The 15259-nt window shown below is 75.4% G+C and carries 16 protein-coding genes; 7 read left to right on the forward strand and 9 right to left on the reverse strand.

Annotated features, from left to right (window positions below; all coding sequences use genetic code 11):
- Positions 1-118: 118 nt before the first annotated feature.
- The 4 genes from ACZ7C5_RS05360 (at position 119) to ACZ7C5_RS05375 (ending at position 4237) form a co-directional block, all read left to right on the forward strand.
- Entirely contained in the window at positions 119-943 is an 825-nt protein-coding gene (locus ACZ7C5_RS05360; protein WP_470322026.1) for a universal stress protein, read from the forward strand.
- Between the two features lie 173 nt (positions 944-1116).
- Entirely contained in the window at positions 1117-2427 is a 1311-nt protein-coding gene (locus ACZ7C5_RS05365; protein WP_470322027.1) for a M48 family metalloprotease, read from the forward strand.
- A 30-nt stretch (positions 2428-2457) separates the two neighbouring features.
- Positions 2458-2880, forward strand: a complete 423-nt coding sequence (locus tag ACZ7C5_RS05370) for a MarR family winged helix-turn-helix transcriptional regulator (protein ID WP_188299000.1) — start codon at positions 2458-2460, stop codon at positions 2878-2880.
- Positions 2881-3064: 184 nt separating this feature from the next.
- Complete coding sequence (locus tag ACZ7C5_RS05375; protein ID WP_401085295.1) at positions 3065-4237, forward strand: PP2C family protein-serine/threonine phosphatase; 1173 nt, start codon at positions 3065-3067, stop codon at positions 4235-4237.
- Positions 4238-4728: 491 nt separating this feature from the next.
- Here the strand turns inward: ACZ7C5_RS05375 and ACZ7C5_RS05380 are convergent, their stop codons facing one another.
- Both ACZ7C5_RS05380 and ACZ7C5_RS05385 read right to left on the reverse strand, forming a co-directional pair.
- Entirely contained in the window at positions 4729-5505 is a 777-nt protein-coding gene (locus ACZ7C5_RS05380) for a GNAT family N-acetyltransferase (protein WP_470322028.1), read from the reverse strand.
- A gap of 81 nt (positions 5506-5586) precedes the next feature.
- Entirely contained in the window at positions 5587-6033 is a 447-nt protein-coding gene (locus ACZ7C5_RS05385; protein ID WP_401084866.1) for a MerR family transcriptional regulator, read from the reverse strand.
- A 147-nt stretch (positions 6034-6180) separates the two neighbouring features.
- Between ACZ7C5_RS05385 and ACZ7C5_RS05390 the strand changes: the two genes are divergently transcribed.
- The gene (locus ACZ7C5_RS05390; RefSeq protein ID WP_470322029.1) at positions 6181-7098 is read left to right on the forward strand and encodes an NAD(P)-dependent oxidoreductase; all 918 of its coding nucleotides are present in this window, start codon (positions 6181-6183) and stop codon (positions 7096-7098) included.
- A gap of 67 nt (positions 7099-7165) precedes the next feature.
- Here the strand turns inward: ACZ7C5_RS05390 and ACZ7C5_RS05395 are convergent, their stop codons facing one another.
- The 3 genes from ACZ7C5_RS05395 to ACZ7C5_RS05405 all read right to left on the reverse strand — a co-directional run bounded on the left by ACZ7C5_RS05395 (position 7166) and on the right by ACZ7C5_RS05405 (position 10068).
- Positions 7166-7954, reverse strand: a complete 789-nt coding sequence (locus tag ACZ7C5_RS05395; RefSeq protein WP_401084872.1) for an SDR family NAD(P)-dependent oxidoreductase — start codon at positions 7952-7954, stop codon at positions 7166-7168.
- 199 nt (positions 7955-8153) lie between these two features.
- A complete protein-coding gene (locus ACZ7C5_RS05400; RefSeq protein ID WP_401084875.1) occupies positions 8154-8885 on the reverse strand; it encodes an MIP family channel protein in 732 nt (243 codons plus the stop codon).
- A 253-nt stretch (positions 8886-9138) separates the two neighbouring features.
- Positions 9139-10068, reverse strand: coding sequence for an NADP-dependent oxidoreductase (locus ACZ7C5_RS05405; RefSeq protein ID WP_401084878.1), 930 nt, complete (start codon positions 10066-10068; stop codon positions 9139-9141).
- Positions 10069-10216: 148 nt separating this feature from the next.
- Here ACZ7C5_RS05405 and ACZ7C5_RS05410 point away from each other — a divergent pair, with 148 nt between their 5' ends.
- Positions 10217-11632, forward strand: a complete 1416-nt coding sequence (locus ACZ7C5_RS05410) for a LuxR C-terminal-related transcriptional regulator (protein WP_470322030.1) — start codon at positions 10217-10219, stop codon at positions 11630-11632.
- A gap of 25 nt (positions 11633-11657) precedes the next feature.
- On the forward strand, positions 11658-12122 hold the full coding sequence (locus tag ACZ7C5_RS05415; RefSeq protein ID WP_401084883.1) for a protein-tyrosine phosphatase family protein: 465 nt from the start codon (positions 11658-11660) through the stop codon (positions 12120-12122).
- Positions 12123-12153: 31 nt separating this feature from the next.
- Here the strand turns inward: ACZ7C5_RS05415 and ACZ7C5_RS05420 are convergent, their stop codons facing one another.
- The 4 genes from ACZ7C5_RS05420 to ACZ7C5_RS05435 form a co-directional block, all read right to left on the reverse strand.
- Positions 12154-12642, reverse strand: coding sequence for an SUKH-4 family immunity protein (locus tag ACZ7C5_RS05420; protein WP_470322031.1), 489 nt, complete (start codon positions 12640-12642; stop codon positions 12154-12156).
- Positions 12643-12977: 335 nt separating this feature from the next.
- Complete coding sequence (locus ACZ7C5_RS05425; RefSeq protein WP_470322032.1) at positions 12978-13997, reverse strand: urease accessory protein UreD; 1020 nt, start codon at positions 13995-13997, stop codon at positions 12978-12980.
- Entirely contained in the window at positions 13994-14173 is a 180-nt protein-coding gene (locus ACZ7C5_RS05430; protein ID WP_401084891.1) for a hypothetical protein, read from the reverse strand. Before ACZ7C5_RS05430 ends, ACZ7C5_RS05425 begins: the two co-directional genes overlap by 4 nt.
- Before the next feature lie 248 nt (positions 14174-14421).
- The gene (locus ACZ7C5_RS05435; RefSeq protein ID WP_401084893.1) at positions 14422-15177 is read right to left on the reverse strand and encodes a dienelactone hydrolase family protein; all 756 of its coding nucleotides are present in this window, start codon (positions 15175-15177) and stop codon (positions 14422-14424) included.
- Positions 15178-15259: the final 82 nt, after the last annotated feature.

Consider the following 15259-nt stretch of genomic DNA (forward strand, 5'->3'; position numbering starts at 1 on the left):
CGTCCCAATCGCCCCGCCCGCCCGGGCCATCCCGTCCCTGGCGCGGAGGCGGGCGGGGCGCGCAGCGTGGGTGTAGAGGGAGCAGGCTTCGTACCCGAGGGCCCGGAGGTGTGACGTGATGGGGAGCAACCGATCCCCCGCCGTGGGCGGCGACCCGTCCCCCGCCGTGAGCGGCAGCCGGGCCTCCCCCGCCCGGGAGCGCCGGATCGTGGTCGGGATCGACGGTTCCGAGCCGTCGAAGGCGGCCCTGCGCTGGGCGGTCGGCCAGGCCGTGCTGACCGGTGCGACGGTGCACGCGGTGGCGGCCTGGGAGTACCCCTCCCTGTACGGGTGGTTCGCGCCGATGGTGGACGACGGCTTCGAACGCACCGCCCGTCGCACGCTGAGCGCGGAGATCAACGAGATCCTCGGCCCGGACCGCCCGGTGGAGGTCCGGGAGAGCCTGGTGCTCGGCCATGCCGCCGAGGTGCTGCTGGACGCGGCCGAGGACGCCGACCTGCTGGTGCTGGGCAGCCGCGGCCGGGGGACCTTCGCCCGGACGCTGCTCGGCTCGGTGTCCACCCGCTGCGCGGTGCACGGGGCCTGCCCGGTGGTGATCATCCGCTCCGGCGGGACGGCCACCGGCCCGCCGCGGTCCGTCACCACCATCGCCGGTGCCGGTGCCGCCATGGGCTCCGGGCAGCCGGCCCCCGGCGCCGTGCGCACCAAGGACTGGCAACTCAGCCTGCACGTGGTCGAGGACGCCGACACCACCCGGGTGCACGCCGTGCTGGACGCCGACGGGAACGTCCTGCACAGCGACGCCCGCTCCCGCCGCAACCCGGGGGACGCCCCGGTCCCGGAGGTCGGCGACGAGTTCGCCGTCGGCCGCGCCCTGGTGGACCTCGGCCACCAGTTGCTGCGCGCCGGTGTCCACGGCGCCACCGGACCCACCGAGGAGTGAGTGCCGGGCGACGACGCGAGCACCGCCGCGTGACACTGGTCCGCGGTGTGGGCACCAGGCCCACCGAGGAATGAGCGCCGGGCCCGCGGTGTGCGCACCGACCGGGCGGGTGCGCCATGCTGAATCGCCGCACCGCCCCTCCCACGCCCCGACCGGAAGAGCCGCACCCCGCCATGGACACCAGCCCGGCCCCCGAAACCCCGGCCCCCGACGGAGGCCACTCCCCCGCTCCGTCGTCCGACTCCGCCCCGGGCCTCGGCCCCGGCACCGGCACCGGCCCCACCGCGGACCTCACCCCTGATCTCACCCCGGACTTCACCCCCGCCGAGCGCGCCCGGGGCCGGGCGCTCCGCCGGGCCCAGCTGCCGTGGGCGCTGGGCGGGCGGCTGGCGGGCCTGGCGCTGACCCTGCTGCTCGGCCTCACCCCGGCCGGCGCCGCCCTGGTGACGGCCGTCGGCGGCCGGCTCGGCGGTTCCAGGACGGCCGAGGTACTGGCCGGCGCAACGGCCCTGGTACTGCTCGGCCAGGCGCTGCAACTGCCGTTCGGAGCCGGGGCGCGGACCGTCCGGGCCAGGTACGGGCTGGTGACCCAGGGCTGGGCCGGCTGGGCGCTGGACGCCGTACGCGGTCTCGTCCTCACCCTCGTCCTCGTCCTCCCGCTCGCGCTCGGGCTGTTCGCACTGACCGCCTGGTCCCCGCAGCGCTGGTGGCTGCCGGCGGCGGGCGCGGCGGCGCTGCTGACGGCCGCGCTCTCCTTCCTCCACCCGCTGCTGATCGAGCCGGTGTTCAACCGCTTCTCCCCGATGCCCCCGGGCGAGCTGCGCACCGCCCTGCTGGCACTGGCGGAGCGGGACGGCGTCCGGGTCCGAGACGTCCTGGTGGCGGACGCCTCCCGCCGCACCACCGCGCTCAACGCGTACGTCTCCGGGTTCGGGGCGACCCGCAGGATCGTCGCCTACGACACGCTGCTCACCGCCGCCGCGCCGCGCGAGGTGGAGCTGGTGGTCGCGCACGAGCTGGGCCACGTGAAGCACCGGGACGTGCCGGTCGGCACCGCGCTGGGCGCGCTCGGCGCGGCCGTCGCGGTGGCCGCCCTCGGACTGCTGTCGGCCTGGCGCCCGCTGCTGGACGCCGCCGGGGCGACGGACGCCGCGGACCCCAGGGCGCTGCCGCTGCTGGCGGCGCTCGCGGCGCTGCTGGGCGCGCTGTCGGGGCCGCTACAGTGCGCGGTGAGCCGCCGGATCGAGGCCAGGGCGGACCGGCACGCGCTCGAACTGACCGATGACGCCGAGCAGTTCGTGGCGATGCAGCGCAGACTGGCGGTGGCGAACGTCTCCGATGTCGACCCGCCGAGGGTGCTTGAGCTACTGTTCGCCACTCACCCGAGTGCGACCAGCCGGATCGCCGCTGCCCGCGTCTGGCAGGCCACACCGGAGCGGCGAGCGCCGGAGCGACGCGCGACCCCGGGCGAATATGTTGTATAGTGCAACAAATATCGAGGAGGTAGGAACGCCGTGCCCGGCCGCCAGTCGTCCATCGAGACCATCCAGCGCGAGCTGACCGCCTTCGCCCGCCGCGCCCGGCACAAGGCCTCCCAGCTGCACCCCGACCTCTCCCTGGTCACCTACAGCATCCTCGACCTGATCACCGAGCGCGGCGGCTGCCGGGCCGCCGACGTGGCCGCGCACTTCATGCTCGACAAGTCCACCGTCAGCCGTCAGGTCACCGCGCTGGAGAAGCTCGGCCTGCTGGCCCGCGAGACCGACCCCGACGACCAGCGCGGCCAGATCCTGCGTGCCACCGAGGCCGGGCTCACCCTGCTGCGGGACGCCAACGAGCAGCGCCGCCTCTCGTTCACCGCGCGCTTCACCGAGTGGTCCGACGACGACGTCGCCCGCTTCGCCGCCTACCTGGCCCGCTACGGCGACGAGGGCTGAGGAAGGCCGAAGAAGGCCCCGGCAACCGGCCGGAGAACGGCCGGTGCGGCGCCTCCGGGTGCGCCCCGCCACCTCCACGGTGTACAGAGGAGGAGTGCCCCTCCGGCAGCGCCCCGATGCGCCGCACCCACCCCCCGCGCCGCATCCACCCGACCGCCGCCGCGCCTGGCGGCCCGACCGCCGGGTGCTGACGGCGCTCACCCTCGCGCTGATCGTGCTGATCACCGTGGTCGACATCCTCTCCCCGCCGGAGATCCACCTCGGACCGCTGCTGATCGTCGCCCCCGCCCTCACCGCCTCCTTCGCCGGCCCCCGGGCCACCGCCGGGGTCGCCGCGCTCGCGTTCGCCGCGCTGACCGTCATCGGCGCCGTCCGCGACAGCCTGACCAGCGCCAACATCGAGACCCAGCTGAGCGCGCAGCTGATCGTCTCGGTCCTGATCGTCGGACTGCGGGTGCTGCGCGAGCGGCACGAACGGGAGCTGGCCCGGGTGCGCTCGGTGTCCGAGGCCGCCCAGCGGGTACTGCTGCGCCCGCTGCCGGAGCGGATCGGGCCGCTGCACCTGGCCTCCGTCTACCTGGCCGCCGAGGCCGAGGCCCAGGTCGGCGGCGACCTGTACGCGGCCGCCCGGACCGCCACCGGCACCCGGCTGCTGGTCGGCGACGTGCGCGGCAAGGGCCTGTCCTCGCTCGGCGACGCGGCCCTGCTGCTCGGCGCCTTCCGCGCCGCCGCGCACCTGCACGCCGAGCTGCCCGACCTGGCCGCCTACCTGGACGGCAGCGTCAGCTGGGACCTCGCCCAGCTCGCCGAACAGTCCCGACGGGACCGGTGGGACCGGCAGGACTCACGGGCCGCACGGGATGGACGGGACCGGCAGCCCCGGCCGACGCTGTCCGCACTGGCCCGTCCGGCGCCCGAGGAACCGCCCGAGGAAAGCAGCGAGTCCGGGGAGTCCTTCATCACCGCGGTGCTGCTCGACATCCCCGACGACGGCTCCCCGGTCCGCCTGATCGACTGCGGCCACCCGCCCCCGCTGCTGCTGAGCGGCGGCGGCATCACCACCCTGGCCGCCCGCCATCCCGCCCCGCCGCTGGGCCTCGGCGAGCTCGCGCCGGTGCGGTACGAGGTGGAGACCGTCCCGTTCCACCCCGGCGACCGGCTGCTGATCTACACCGACGGCGTGATCGAGGCCCGCGACGCCCAGCGGCGCTTCTACCCGCTCACCGAACGCGTCGCCGCCTGGCGCGCCGAACGCCCCGCCGCCCTGCTCCACCACCTCCGCCGCGATCTGCTCGCCCACGTCGGCGGCCGGCTGGACGACGACGCGGCCATGGTCGTGGTCGAGCGGCTGTGGTGAGGGACCGCGGACGGCCCCGCGGCCGACGCCGGACCGACGGACCGACGGACCGACGGACAGGTCGCGGCTCCCCGACGACGGGTAACGGATGACAGATGACAGATTTCAGCTTCTGAAATCTGTCATCTGTTGGCCGTTATCTGCTCCGGGCCGGCGCCGAACGCATGGGTGAGGAACTCCCGGCCCGGCCGTCGCCGCAAGAGCCCGACGACAGACCCGAGGACGAGCAGGGCGGACAGGACGGCGGCCGCCCGGGGGCAGCGGGCGTGGAGGAGGCTGGACGACACGACGGGGCTCCTTTCCACGGGAGCCCGGACGGCCCCCGATCGCGGTGCCACCACGATGACCCCCGTACCCCCTCCCGCACATGTACCGAACGGCACACCCCGAGCGGCGACACCCCCGCCCACCCCGGCCCGCCCCTGCCGATCGGCAGGGGCAGGCGCAGGGAAACAGGCAGGCGCAGGGGCAGGACACCCGGCGTCAGGCCGTCAGGCCACGCCCCGCACGTACGGCGTCGTCGTGCTCAGCCAGGCGAAGCCGAGACGCTGGAGGATGGGACGGCTCTGGTCGCTAGCGTCGACCTGGAGGTACTGGTAGCCGAGGTCGGCCGCGAGGCGGGCGCGGTGGGCGACGAGGGCGCGGTAGATGCCCCGGCCACGCCACTCCGGCGCGGTGCCGCCGCCCCAGAGCCCGGCGAACCCGGTGCCCGGGATCAGCTCCATCCGGGCGCCGCTGACCGGACGGTCCCCGGCCATCGCGACGACCATGCTGACCGTCTCGGTGCCTGCTCGCAGCTGGTCGAGCATCCGCTCGCGCAGGCCGGGGTGCTCCGCGCCGAAGGCCAGGGCATGGGCCTCCATCAGCAGCTCCACCCCGGCCGGGTCCGTCACCGGGAGCAGCCGGACGCCCTCGGGCAGCGCGGAATCGGTGGGCAGGTCGGCGATCCGGGCGATCATCAGCGCCTCGTCCGGCTCCGGGGTGAAGCCGGCCGCCAGCAGCCGGGCGCTGAGGTCGGCGGGCCGGTCGTGGGAATAGGCCTTCCACTCGAACTCCAGCCCCAGCCCGGCGAAGTGGCGCACCTGCGCGGCGATCGCCGCGTCCGCTCCCGCCTCGTCCAGGCCGGACCAGACCACGCCGTTCCAGCTGTGCTCCGCGCCGACCTGCCGGACCACCGCGCCGTCGCGTTCGACGCGGCAGCCGGGGTCGGGCGGCGCGTTGCGCCGGAGTCGGTCGTCGTACAGGGCGAGCACCTCGTCATGATCCATCCGCTCACTCCAGCACGGCACGGGAACGCGCGCCATCGAGTTTCCCCGCCACCGGCCGCGGGCCGCGGGCCCCGACGGACGTCACGTCCGCGCCGGACGTCCGGTCACCGACGGACGCCCCCCGACGGACGCCCGGCCCCCTGCCCGGAACCGGCCGGAGCGGATCGCCTCGCTCGGCGCCTCCGCACCCATGATGGAGTCCAACAGGGCCACGGACTCGCCGAGTTCGTCCATCCGCCGGGTGATCCGGGCACGTTCCCCGGCCAGGACCGCGAGCAGTTCCGGGCAGGTCGGGCCGGGCCGGCGCCGCCCGGGGAGCGGCAAGCCGTGGAGGACCTCGGCGATCACGGCGCTGTTGAGCCCGGCCGCGAGAAGGGTGCGGATGCCGCGGACGGTCTCCACGTCCCGCTCGCCGTACTCGCGGTAGCCGCTGGGGCGGCGCTCGGGGGCGAGCAGCCCCTGTTCCTCGTAGTAGCGCAGGGCGCGCGGGGTGACGCCGGCCCGCCGGGCGAGTTCTCCGATCCGCATCGCGGTACCTCCTGTGGCCACACGTCCGCCTGGACCCTCCACCCGGACTCTCCGCACCGGCTCCGCGTCGCGCCGCTCCATCGCGCCGCCCCGTCGCGGTCCTCCGCCTTGACTCTGCCGTCGGCGTGAAGCTCTAGCGTAACCGCCATGCCGAACGAACGATCTTCCTCAACCACCCTCACCCGTACCGCCGTTGCCGTGCTGGGCCTGGGCCCGATGGGCCGGGCGCTGGCCGGGGCGCTGCGGGGCGCCGGCCATCCGGTCGTCGTGTGGAACCGCACGCCGGGCCGGGACTCCGAGCTCCTCGCCCTCGGCGCGCGGTCTGCCGCGAGCGCCGCCGAGGCGGTGGCGGACGCCCCGCTCGTCCTGCTCTGCGTCCGCGACCAGCCGGCCGCCCGGGCCGTGCTGGAGGCCGCCGGGCCCGCGCTGCGCGGCCGGACCGTCGTCAACGCCACCTCGATCGCGCCGGGCGACGCACGGGCGAACACCGTCGACGCCGAGGCCCGGGGCTTCGACCTCCTGGACGCCGCCATCCTCACCCCCACCCCGACCATCGGCCGCCCGGAGGGCACCGTCCTGCTGAGCGGCGACGCCGCGGTCTTCGCCGCCCACGAGGCGACGCTGCGGGCGCTGGGCACCGTACGGCACATGGGTGCGGACCCCGGCCGGGCCGCGGCCTTCGACGCGGCCCTGCTCGACCTGTTCTGGACCACCGTGCACGGCTGGCTGCACGCCCTGGCCCTGGCCCGTGCCGAGGGCGTCGGCGGCGCCGAACTCGCGCCGTACGCCCAGGGGTTGCCGCGCATGCTGCCGCCGCTGATCGACGACTTCGCCCGGCGCGCTGACGAGCGCCGGCACCCGGGCGACCGGAGCAGCCTCGCCTCCGCGGAGGCCGGGCTGGCGCACGTCGCCCACACCGCCCGGGCGCGCGGCCTGGACACCTCCGTACTGGACGCGGCACTGGCGCTCACCCGGCGGGCGGTCGCGGCCGGGCACGGGCCGGAGGGGGTGTCCGCCCTGGTCGAGCTGCTCGCGGCGGAGCCCGGCCTCCCCGGCCGGCCGTAGCACCGGCGGCACGACCGCACTGCCGCACAGCCGCACGACCGCACGACCGCACGACCGCACGACCGCCCTACTGCGCCAGGTACCCGCCGTCCACCGGCAGCACGACCCCGGTGACGAAGGACGCGTCGTCGGAGGCGAGGAAGAGGACGGCGGCCGCGACCTCGGCCGGGTCGCCGAGCCGGCCCATCGGGTGCAGCTTCTCGATCGCCGCGAGGTACTCGGAGCCGCCGGGCTCGTCGTACAGCCGGGCGACGCGCTCGGTGGTGATGGTGCCGGGGGCGACGGCGTTGACCCGGATGCCGCGGTCGGCCCACTCGACGGCGAGGTGCTTGGTGAGGCCGGAGGCGACGAACTTGGCGGGCCCGTACACCGCCTGGCCGCGCTGGCCGGCCTCGCCGGAGATGGAGGAGAGGCAGACGATCGAGCCGCCGGGCCGCTCCTGCGCGGTCATCGCCTCGATCGCGTACTTGCAGGTGAGGAACATGCCGCGGCCGTCCACGGCCATCACGTGGTCCCAGTCCTCGGCGGTGGCCTCGGTGATCTCCATCAGCGGGATGACCCCGGCGTTGGCCACCAGGACGTCCAGCCGCCCGTGCCGCTCGACGGCGGCGGCCACCATCCGGCGGGCGTCCGCGTCGTCGGCCACGTCGCCGACCACCGTGCTGACGGCGCCCGGGAACTGCCCGGCCAGCCGGCCCAGCCCGGCCGCGTCCACATCGGTGGCGACCACCGACGCGCCCTCCCGGACGAATCGTTCGGCGGTGGCCCGCCCGATGCCACTGGCCGCGCCCGTCACCACACAGGAGCGGCCGGCCAGCCGCCCGGCCGCGGGGGTTCCCGCGTTCACAGTCACCATGGCGGCGACTCTACCCAGCGGGCGGGCGGGAGCGGGGGCCCTTCGGCCGGGGCGCCGGATCCGGCCGGTCGGCGGCTCGAAAGTCGCCGGGTGGAAACGACGGCAGCGACGGCCGGGACCGTCAGTACGGTCCCGTCCGTCGCTGCCGTCAATGCCGTCCCGGCCGTCCCGGCCGTCGCTGCCGGCTGGACCGCGGGAGCTACACCCGCGCGTCCGTGGCCAGCGCCTCCGCCACGGGGAGGTTGGGCTGCGGGTGGGTGAGCAGGTGCACGCCCGCCGCCAGCGCGCCGCCGACCAGCGGGGCGAGCAGGAACAGCCACAGCTGCGAGAGCGCGTCGCCGCCCGCGAAGAGCGCCGGGCCGAAGCTGCGCGCCGGGTTGACCGAGGTGCCGGTGAGCGGGATGCCGACCAGGTGGACGACCACCAGCGCGACGCCGATCGGCAGCCCGTCGAAGCCGACCGCGGCCAGCCGGTGGGTGACCGACAGGACGACGTAGACCAGCAGGAAGGTGAGGACGACCTCGGTCAGGAACGCGCCGCCGGCGTTGATGTGCATCTGGGAGCGCTCGCCCCAGCCGTTGGTGCCGAGCTTGCCGTGGGTCTCCAGGCCCGGTATCTGCTTGGCCAGCAGCAGGACCAGTGCCGCGCCGGCGGTGCCGCCGAGCAGCTGCGCGATCCAGTACGACACCGCCGTGCGCGCGTCGATCCGGCGGGCCAGCAGGAAGCCGAGCGTCACCGCCGGGTTGACGTGGCAGCCGGAGATCGGCCCCAGCGCGTACGCGAGCGCGAGCAGCACGAAGCCGAACGCGAACGCGATGCCCACCGGGCCGATCGCCTCCCCCGCGAGCACGGCCGCACCCACCGCCAGCAGCACCAGCAGCAGAGTCCCGAGGAACTCGCCGATCACCGCCCGCCTGTCCGTTCCACCCATACGCCTGGTCCTCCTGACCGTCAGGGCAGGCGGTTAGGTGCCGCCCACGTTCGGCCAACCCTGGTCGACCGTTCGAGGGACCGCATGTCGGCCGAACGGCCCACCGCCGTGTTCACGGCGCGCCCGCCTGCCGAATTACTCCGAACGGATGAAACCGTACGGAAATGGCAAGGCTTACGCAAAACGGTCATAGGTGATCAAGGCTGGTCAGGGTGGGCGGAGGCCGGCCCGGCGGCCGGGCGGCGGACGCCTGTCAGACCGTCAGCACGATCTTGCCGCGCACGTGCCCGGCCTCACTGACCCGGTGCGCCTCGGCCGCCTCCGCCAACGGGAACACCCGGTGCAGCGGCAGCCTCAGGGTGCCCGCCTCGTGCAGGGCGAGCGCGGCCGCGTAGGCACTCCGGTGGTAGGGCTCGACGCCCTCGGCCCCGCCGTTGAAACGGACGCCGTGCTCCTGCGCGCCCTCGATGTCGGCGATCGTCAGCACCCGGTCCGCACTGCCCGTCAGCTCGATCGACAGCGGCAGCACCCCGCCCCGCCCGGCCGCGTCCAGCGCCCGGTCCACCCCGCCCGGGGCGGCCGCCCGCACCCGCTCGGCCAGGCCCTCGCCGTACGTCACCGGGATCGCGCCGAGCTCCCGCAGGTGCGCGTGGTTCGGCTCGCTCGCGGTGCCGACCACGGTGATCCCGCGCGCCCGGGCGAACTGGAGCAGCACGGTGCCCACCCCGCCGGCGGCGCCGTGCACCAGCAACGTCTCGCCGGACCGCACACCGAGGACGTCGAGGGCCCGCTCGGAGGTCTCGGCGGCCGTCGGGATCGCGACGGCCTCCTCCCAGCCCAGCGTGGCGGGCTTGTGCGCCAGCCTCGCCACGTCCACCACCGCGTGCTCGGCGTAGCCGCCGCCCATCGGCGCGCCGAACACCTCGTCGCCGGGCGCGAAGCCGCTCACCCCGGCGCCGACGGCCTCGACCACACCGGACACCTCGAAGCCCGGCACGATGGGGAACGCGAACGGGAACAGCCCGGCCAGCTCGCCGGTGCGCAGCCTGCGGTCCGCCGGGTTGACGCCCGCCGCGCGGACCGCGACCCGCACCTGACCGGGGCCGGGGACGGGCAGGTCGATGTCGGTCAGGCGCAGTACGTCCGCGCCGCCGAACTCGGAGTAGGAGATCGCCTTGGTCATGGAAGGCCCTTCGGTTCCAGGGGAGTTGGTTTCTCCCGACACCTCCATCCTGGAACCGGGGCCGGACACGACCAGCCGGTCCTTCGGAGGGTTCGACCTGTCCGAACGGCCAGGCGGGATCGACGGCACCCGAACTAGGCTGGGCCGCATGGACGGCATCGACGGCATGGACGGCACGGACGACGCGGACGGCACGACTGCCAGGGGCGGCACGAGCGGCACGGACGGCACCCCCGAGGCCTGGCGGCAGCACTGGGGCCGCCCCGAGGACGCGCTGGCCCGCGCCGTCGAGGTGCTGCGCGCTCCCCGGCCCGACGTCCTGCCGCGGCTGTCCGAGGTGCTCGCCACCCTCGTCCCGCACACCGCGCTCGCCCAGCTCAGCGGCGTCTGCACGTTCAGCCCCACCCGCAGCTGCGGCCCGGCCGAGCTGACCGGGGCGATCAGCGCGCTGGACCTGTCCCGGCTGGCCGAACGCGCCGCCGGGACGACCTCGGCCGGCCGGCCCTGGCAGGGCGAAGCCGAACTCGCCGGACGGCCCCGGCCACTGGTGGTCACCGCGGCCACACCGGGCGACGACAACGGCGCCGTCCTGGTCCTCGTCCGGTCGGACACCGCGCCGGTGCCACCCGGGGCGCTCGCCGTCCTGCAACAGCTGTGGGACCTGGTCATCGCCCACTCCGACCACCGCGCCACCGACGCCGCCCCCACCCAGACGGCCGCCTCCCGCGCCTCCGCCAACGGTCGCGCCCGCGCCATCGCCGAGTTCACCGGCACCCACAGCGCGGCGCTCACCGCGATCCTGGCGCCGCTGCGCTCGGCCGACCTGGACGACGCCACGGCCCGCCAGCACGCCACCGAGCTGGCCGTCACCGCCCTGCTCGACCTGCGCCGGAGCGCCGAACTGGACCGCACCCTCAGCGAGCAGCCCGCCGACGCCGCCTTCGCCCGGCTGGTGCGCGAGCTGCGCCCGCTGCTGCGGCACACCCGGGTCCGCCTCGACGTCGCGCCGCCGGCGCAGGCCGACCGGTCCGTCCCCACGGACGCCGCGCACACCGCCCGCGACGCCGTCCGGGCGGCCGTGCTGCTGATGCTGGAGCAGGAGAAGCCGACCCGGCTGCACGTGAGCTGGCGGTTCACGGCCGACGGCCTGCTGCGCGCCGTGGTGCGCGGCGACGGCCTCGGCCTGCTCGCCGCCGACGCCCTCACCGTCCACCGCACCGTCGACCGCATCACCGCCCTCGGCGGACGCCACGGCGTCGAGGCCGTGCCCGGCTGGGGCACCACGGTGACCGTCGACCTCCCGCTCGCCCTGCCCGAACCCTCCCTCTCCGGGGACCCGTTGGACGGCCTCCAGCCGCGCGAGCTGGAGGTCCTCGACGAACTGGCCCTGGGCCGCCGCAACCGGGACATCGCGGCGACGCTGCACATCAGCGAGTCGACGGTGAAGTTCCACGTCGCCAACATCCTCGCCAAGCTCGGCGTCTCCTCACGCGGCGAGGCCGCCGCCCTGGCCCACCGCGCCGGACTGCCGCGCGGGCCGGTCGGACTGCACGCGGCATCCTGAACACCCCGCCCCGAGAGGAGACCCCGTGCCCGACCCGACCACCTGCGGCCCGGCCGCCTGCGACCCCACTACCTGGGACCCGGCCGCCCCCGGCATCCTGCGACTGCCCTCCGGCCGGCTGCTGCGCGGCCGCGGCCTCAGCCGCCCGCTGCCGCCGGGCCCGCCGCCGGCCTTCGGCCTCTACCTGCTGGGCCGCCCGCCGACCGTCGACTGGCCGAGCCGCTGGGTGCGCTGGCCCGACTTCCGCCTCCCGACCGACCGCGCGGACGCCGCCGACGCCTTCCACGAGGCCTGGGAGCGATCGGCCACCGAACGCGTCGAACTCGCCTGCGCCGGCGGCCGCGGCCGCACCGGCACCGCCCTCGCCTGCATCGCCGTCCTGGACGGCGTCCCGGCCGCCGAGGCGGTGGCCTACGTGCGCGAGCACTACAGCCGGCACGCCGTCGAGACCCCGTGGCAGCGCAAGTTCGTGGAGCGGCTGGGAAGGTGACACACCGTGGCCGCGGGGCGCGGGGCGCGGGTCACACGCTCATGCCGTAGCCCAGCTCCTCCGCCGCGACGCACCAGAAGGCGTTCTCGTCGGCGACGGCCTCGGCGTCGAGCTCCGCGAACCGCTCCAGCAAGGCTTCGGTGAGCTCGTCGGCGTCCCGCTCGGCCAGGTCCACGGCCTCGTTCCCGTCCAGCCCCTCGTCCGGCCCGTCGTCCGGCCCCGCACCGGGGCCGTCGTACGCGTCGGCCTCGGCGGCGGCCTTCTCGTAGGCGCGGGTGAAGGCGACGAACGCCTCGACGCCGGAGTTCACCAGCTGGGGTTCGCCGCCCTCCGGCAGGCACCACAGCGAGCCGTCCTCCCGCCGCACCCCGAGGGCACTCACCTCGGGATCCACCGCGACCAGGACGTACCGCACCCCGTCGACCGCGCGTTCCGTCAGCGGCCCCTCCTGCCAGGCCCCGGGGTAGGGGCAGCGGGCGGCGCATCCGGCCAGGAGTGAGGAGAGTTCGGCATCGTTCATACCGGGAGAACCTAGCCTCCGCCTCCGACAGGCAGGTCCGCCCGGATGGTCGCCCGGCAACGGGACGAGGCGGACCGCCGCCGGGTGCTCGTCGCGGTCCGTCCCGAGGCCCTGGAGCGCTTCGGGACGGTGTGGCGCGAGCTGTTCACCGACTGGACGGCCGTCTTCGCCGAGGACACCGAGGCCGAACTCGCCTTCCTGCTACGGCACATGAACCGCACGGTCGAACTCGGCCACCGACAGGCCGCCCGCCTGGCGGCCATGGGGTCCGGCCCGGTGGACTCCCTCAGGCCCGGGGCCGAGCCGGAGTCCGCCGGCGTCCGAGCCGGCGGGCGCTACGTCTTCCGCAACTCCGGTGCCGGCACCCCGATCAGCAGCCGCCGGACCGCGTCCCAGGCGGCGCGCAGGGCGGCAGCGCAGGCCCTGGTGTCGGAACCGAGCAGCCGCAGCCAGGCTCCGCCGTCCTGCGGCAGCACGCTGACCCCGGACAGCAGGTCGCCGCCCGGCTGCCCGCACCCGGCCACCGCCTCGTGCAGGACGTCCGCGATCCTGGCCGCCGGGGCGAGCGGGCTGAGCACGTACAGGCTGGACATCACGTCGTGCCCGGCCAGCACCGCCGGGCCGGTGACGCCTGCGCCCCCGGCCCCGCCGCCGGCCCAGGACCCGGCCCGCGCGGGCACCAGCCGCACCGTGTCCAGGGCCACCAACCCGCCGTCCGGACGCCGCACTTCGAGGTCCGAGGCGAACACCCGGTAGGCGTTGCGCTCGCCCCTGGCGAGCCGGCCGGCCAGGACGGTCTCACCGGCCAGCACCGTCGCGGCCGGGTCGACGGTGAGGACGGTCCGCTGGTAGAGGCGCGAGTCGACGAAGGGGATCACCGGCTCGGGCAGGTACTCGACGTAGGCGCCGGGCCCGGCCGTCAGGTTGACCAGCTGCGTCGCGTAGTCGTGCTCCATCCGGTAGACCTTGGTGGCCGCCTGGGTGGTCAGGTGGACGGCGGTGCCGGCCCCGCAGCGCAGGTCGGTGCGGAGCCGGTCGGCCTGGAGGATGCCGCCGCCGGTGGACATCAGGAAGGTGACGGCCAGGTCGGGGCGGGCCGGGTCGAAGTACAGCGGGCGCATGATCTGCAACGGCGACTTCTGGTAGTGGCCGGTGAGTTCGGTGCGCCCGCCGACCTCCTCGAAGGCCAGCTCCAGCAGCCCGACCTTGCCGGGACGCCCGACCGCGAGGGTGTCGGGCGTCCCGGCGTACCGCAGGACCTCGGACGGGACGCGGTCCGGCTCGTAGTGCCGGGGATCCAGCCGGGGATCCAGCCGGGACGCCGCCGCGGTCGGGAACGACGGGGAAGGCGTCACGCCGAGACCTTGCGGAAGGCCTCCAGGAAGGCCGCGATGGCCACGAAGAAGAGCCCGCACACGACGGACGGCATGAAATCGACCTGTGCGACGCCCCGGAGGACTTCCGCGACCACCCTGCCCGATATCGGACGAGCCGCCACCGAGGCGCTCTCCCCACCCTCTTGCTGACCCATCCCGCGCACCAATTTCCGGTACGGCCGGCATGCCCGGAAGCAGGCCCCGGCGATTCCTCCGGAACCGTACTCCTGCGGAATGCGAAGTTCAGGGAGCACGACGGGTCATGCCGAATCCACGGAAGGTGACCGACGGGGCACTGAGCTGCAACAATCTGTTGAACCAGGCGCCGGTCACGACCGTTGCAGGGAGAAATCCTTTGCGAAGTTCTACTGACGGTTGGCGTAGCCGGCGCCGGTGCCCCCGGTCAGCTCGTCCGGATCAGATGCCGGGCCAGGAACCGTTCGGACGAGGCCAGTTCGAGCTCCGGCACGTCCAGGTGGCCGCCCGGACCGGCGTGCAGCGTCTTGTCGCGCGAACCCAGAGCGCCGAACAGCGCCAACGCCCCCGCCCGCGGGACCAGTTCGTCGTCCCACTGGAGGAGGAACTCCACCGGCACGCCGACCCGCTCGGCCGCCGCCGTCTGCGACGCGTGGCCCGTCAGCCCGAACACCGCTGCGACGATGCGCGGTTCGGCCGCCACCAGCGGGATGCCGATCACGCTCCCCAGCGACAGCCCCCAGTAGCCGACCGGCCCGAGGCCGCCCGGCTCCCCGCCCGGCTCCTCCAGGGAGTCCAGCGCGTCCAGCACGGCCACCCACTCGGGCACCGCCCGCTCCGCGACCGCCGCCGTGTGCCGCGCCACCCAGGCGCTGACCGGCCGGCCCGCCGCGATCAACTCCCCTGTCTCGGTGGCGAACCGCTCGTCCTGCGCGCTGCGCGACCGCTCCCCGTGCCCGGGCGCGTCCAAGGACACCGCCGCGAACCCGAGCCGCACGCAGCGCCCGGCCCGGTCCACCACCCCGGGCCCCAGCTTGTGCTGACCGCCGCCGTGCCCCAGCAGCACCAACGGCCGCCCGCCGAGGGGCGGTCCGTCCGGCTGCCAGAGCACACCGGGCACGCCGTCGAGGGTGAAACGGCGCTGGGTCACGCCGTCCGCGCTGGATTCCGAGGTGAAGTGCACCCAGCCATCATGGCTCCCGACACTCGTTCGAGTCCCGGCTTTTCCGGTTGCCGCCGGAACGCCTGCCGGAACGGTCGTCGGA

The organism is Kitasatospora sp. NPDC036993, from assembly GCF_055607525.1.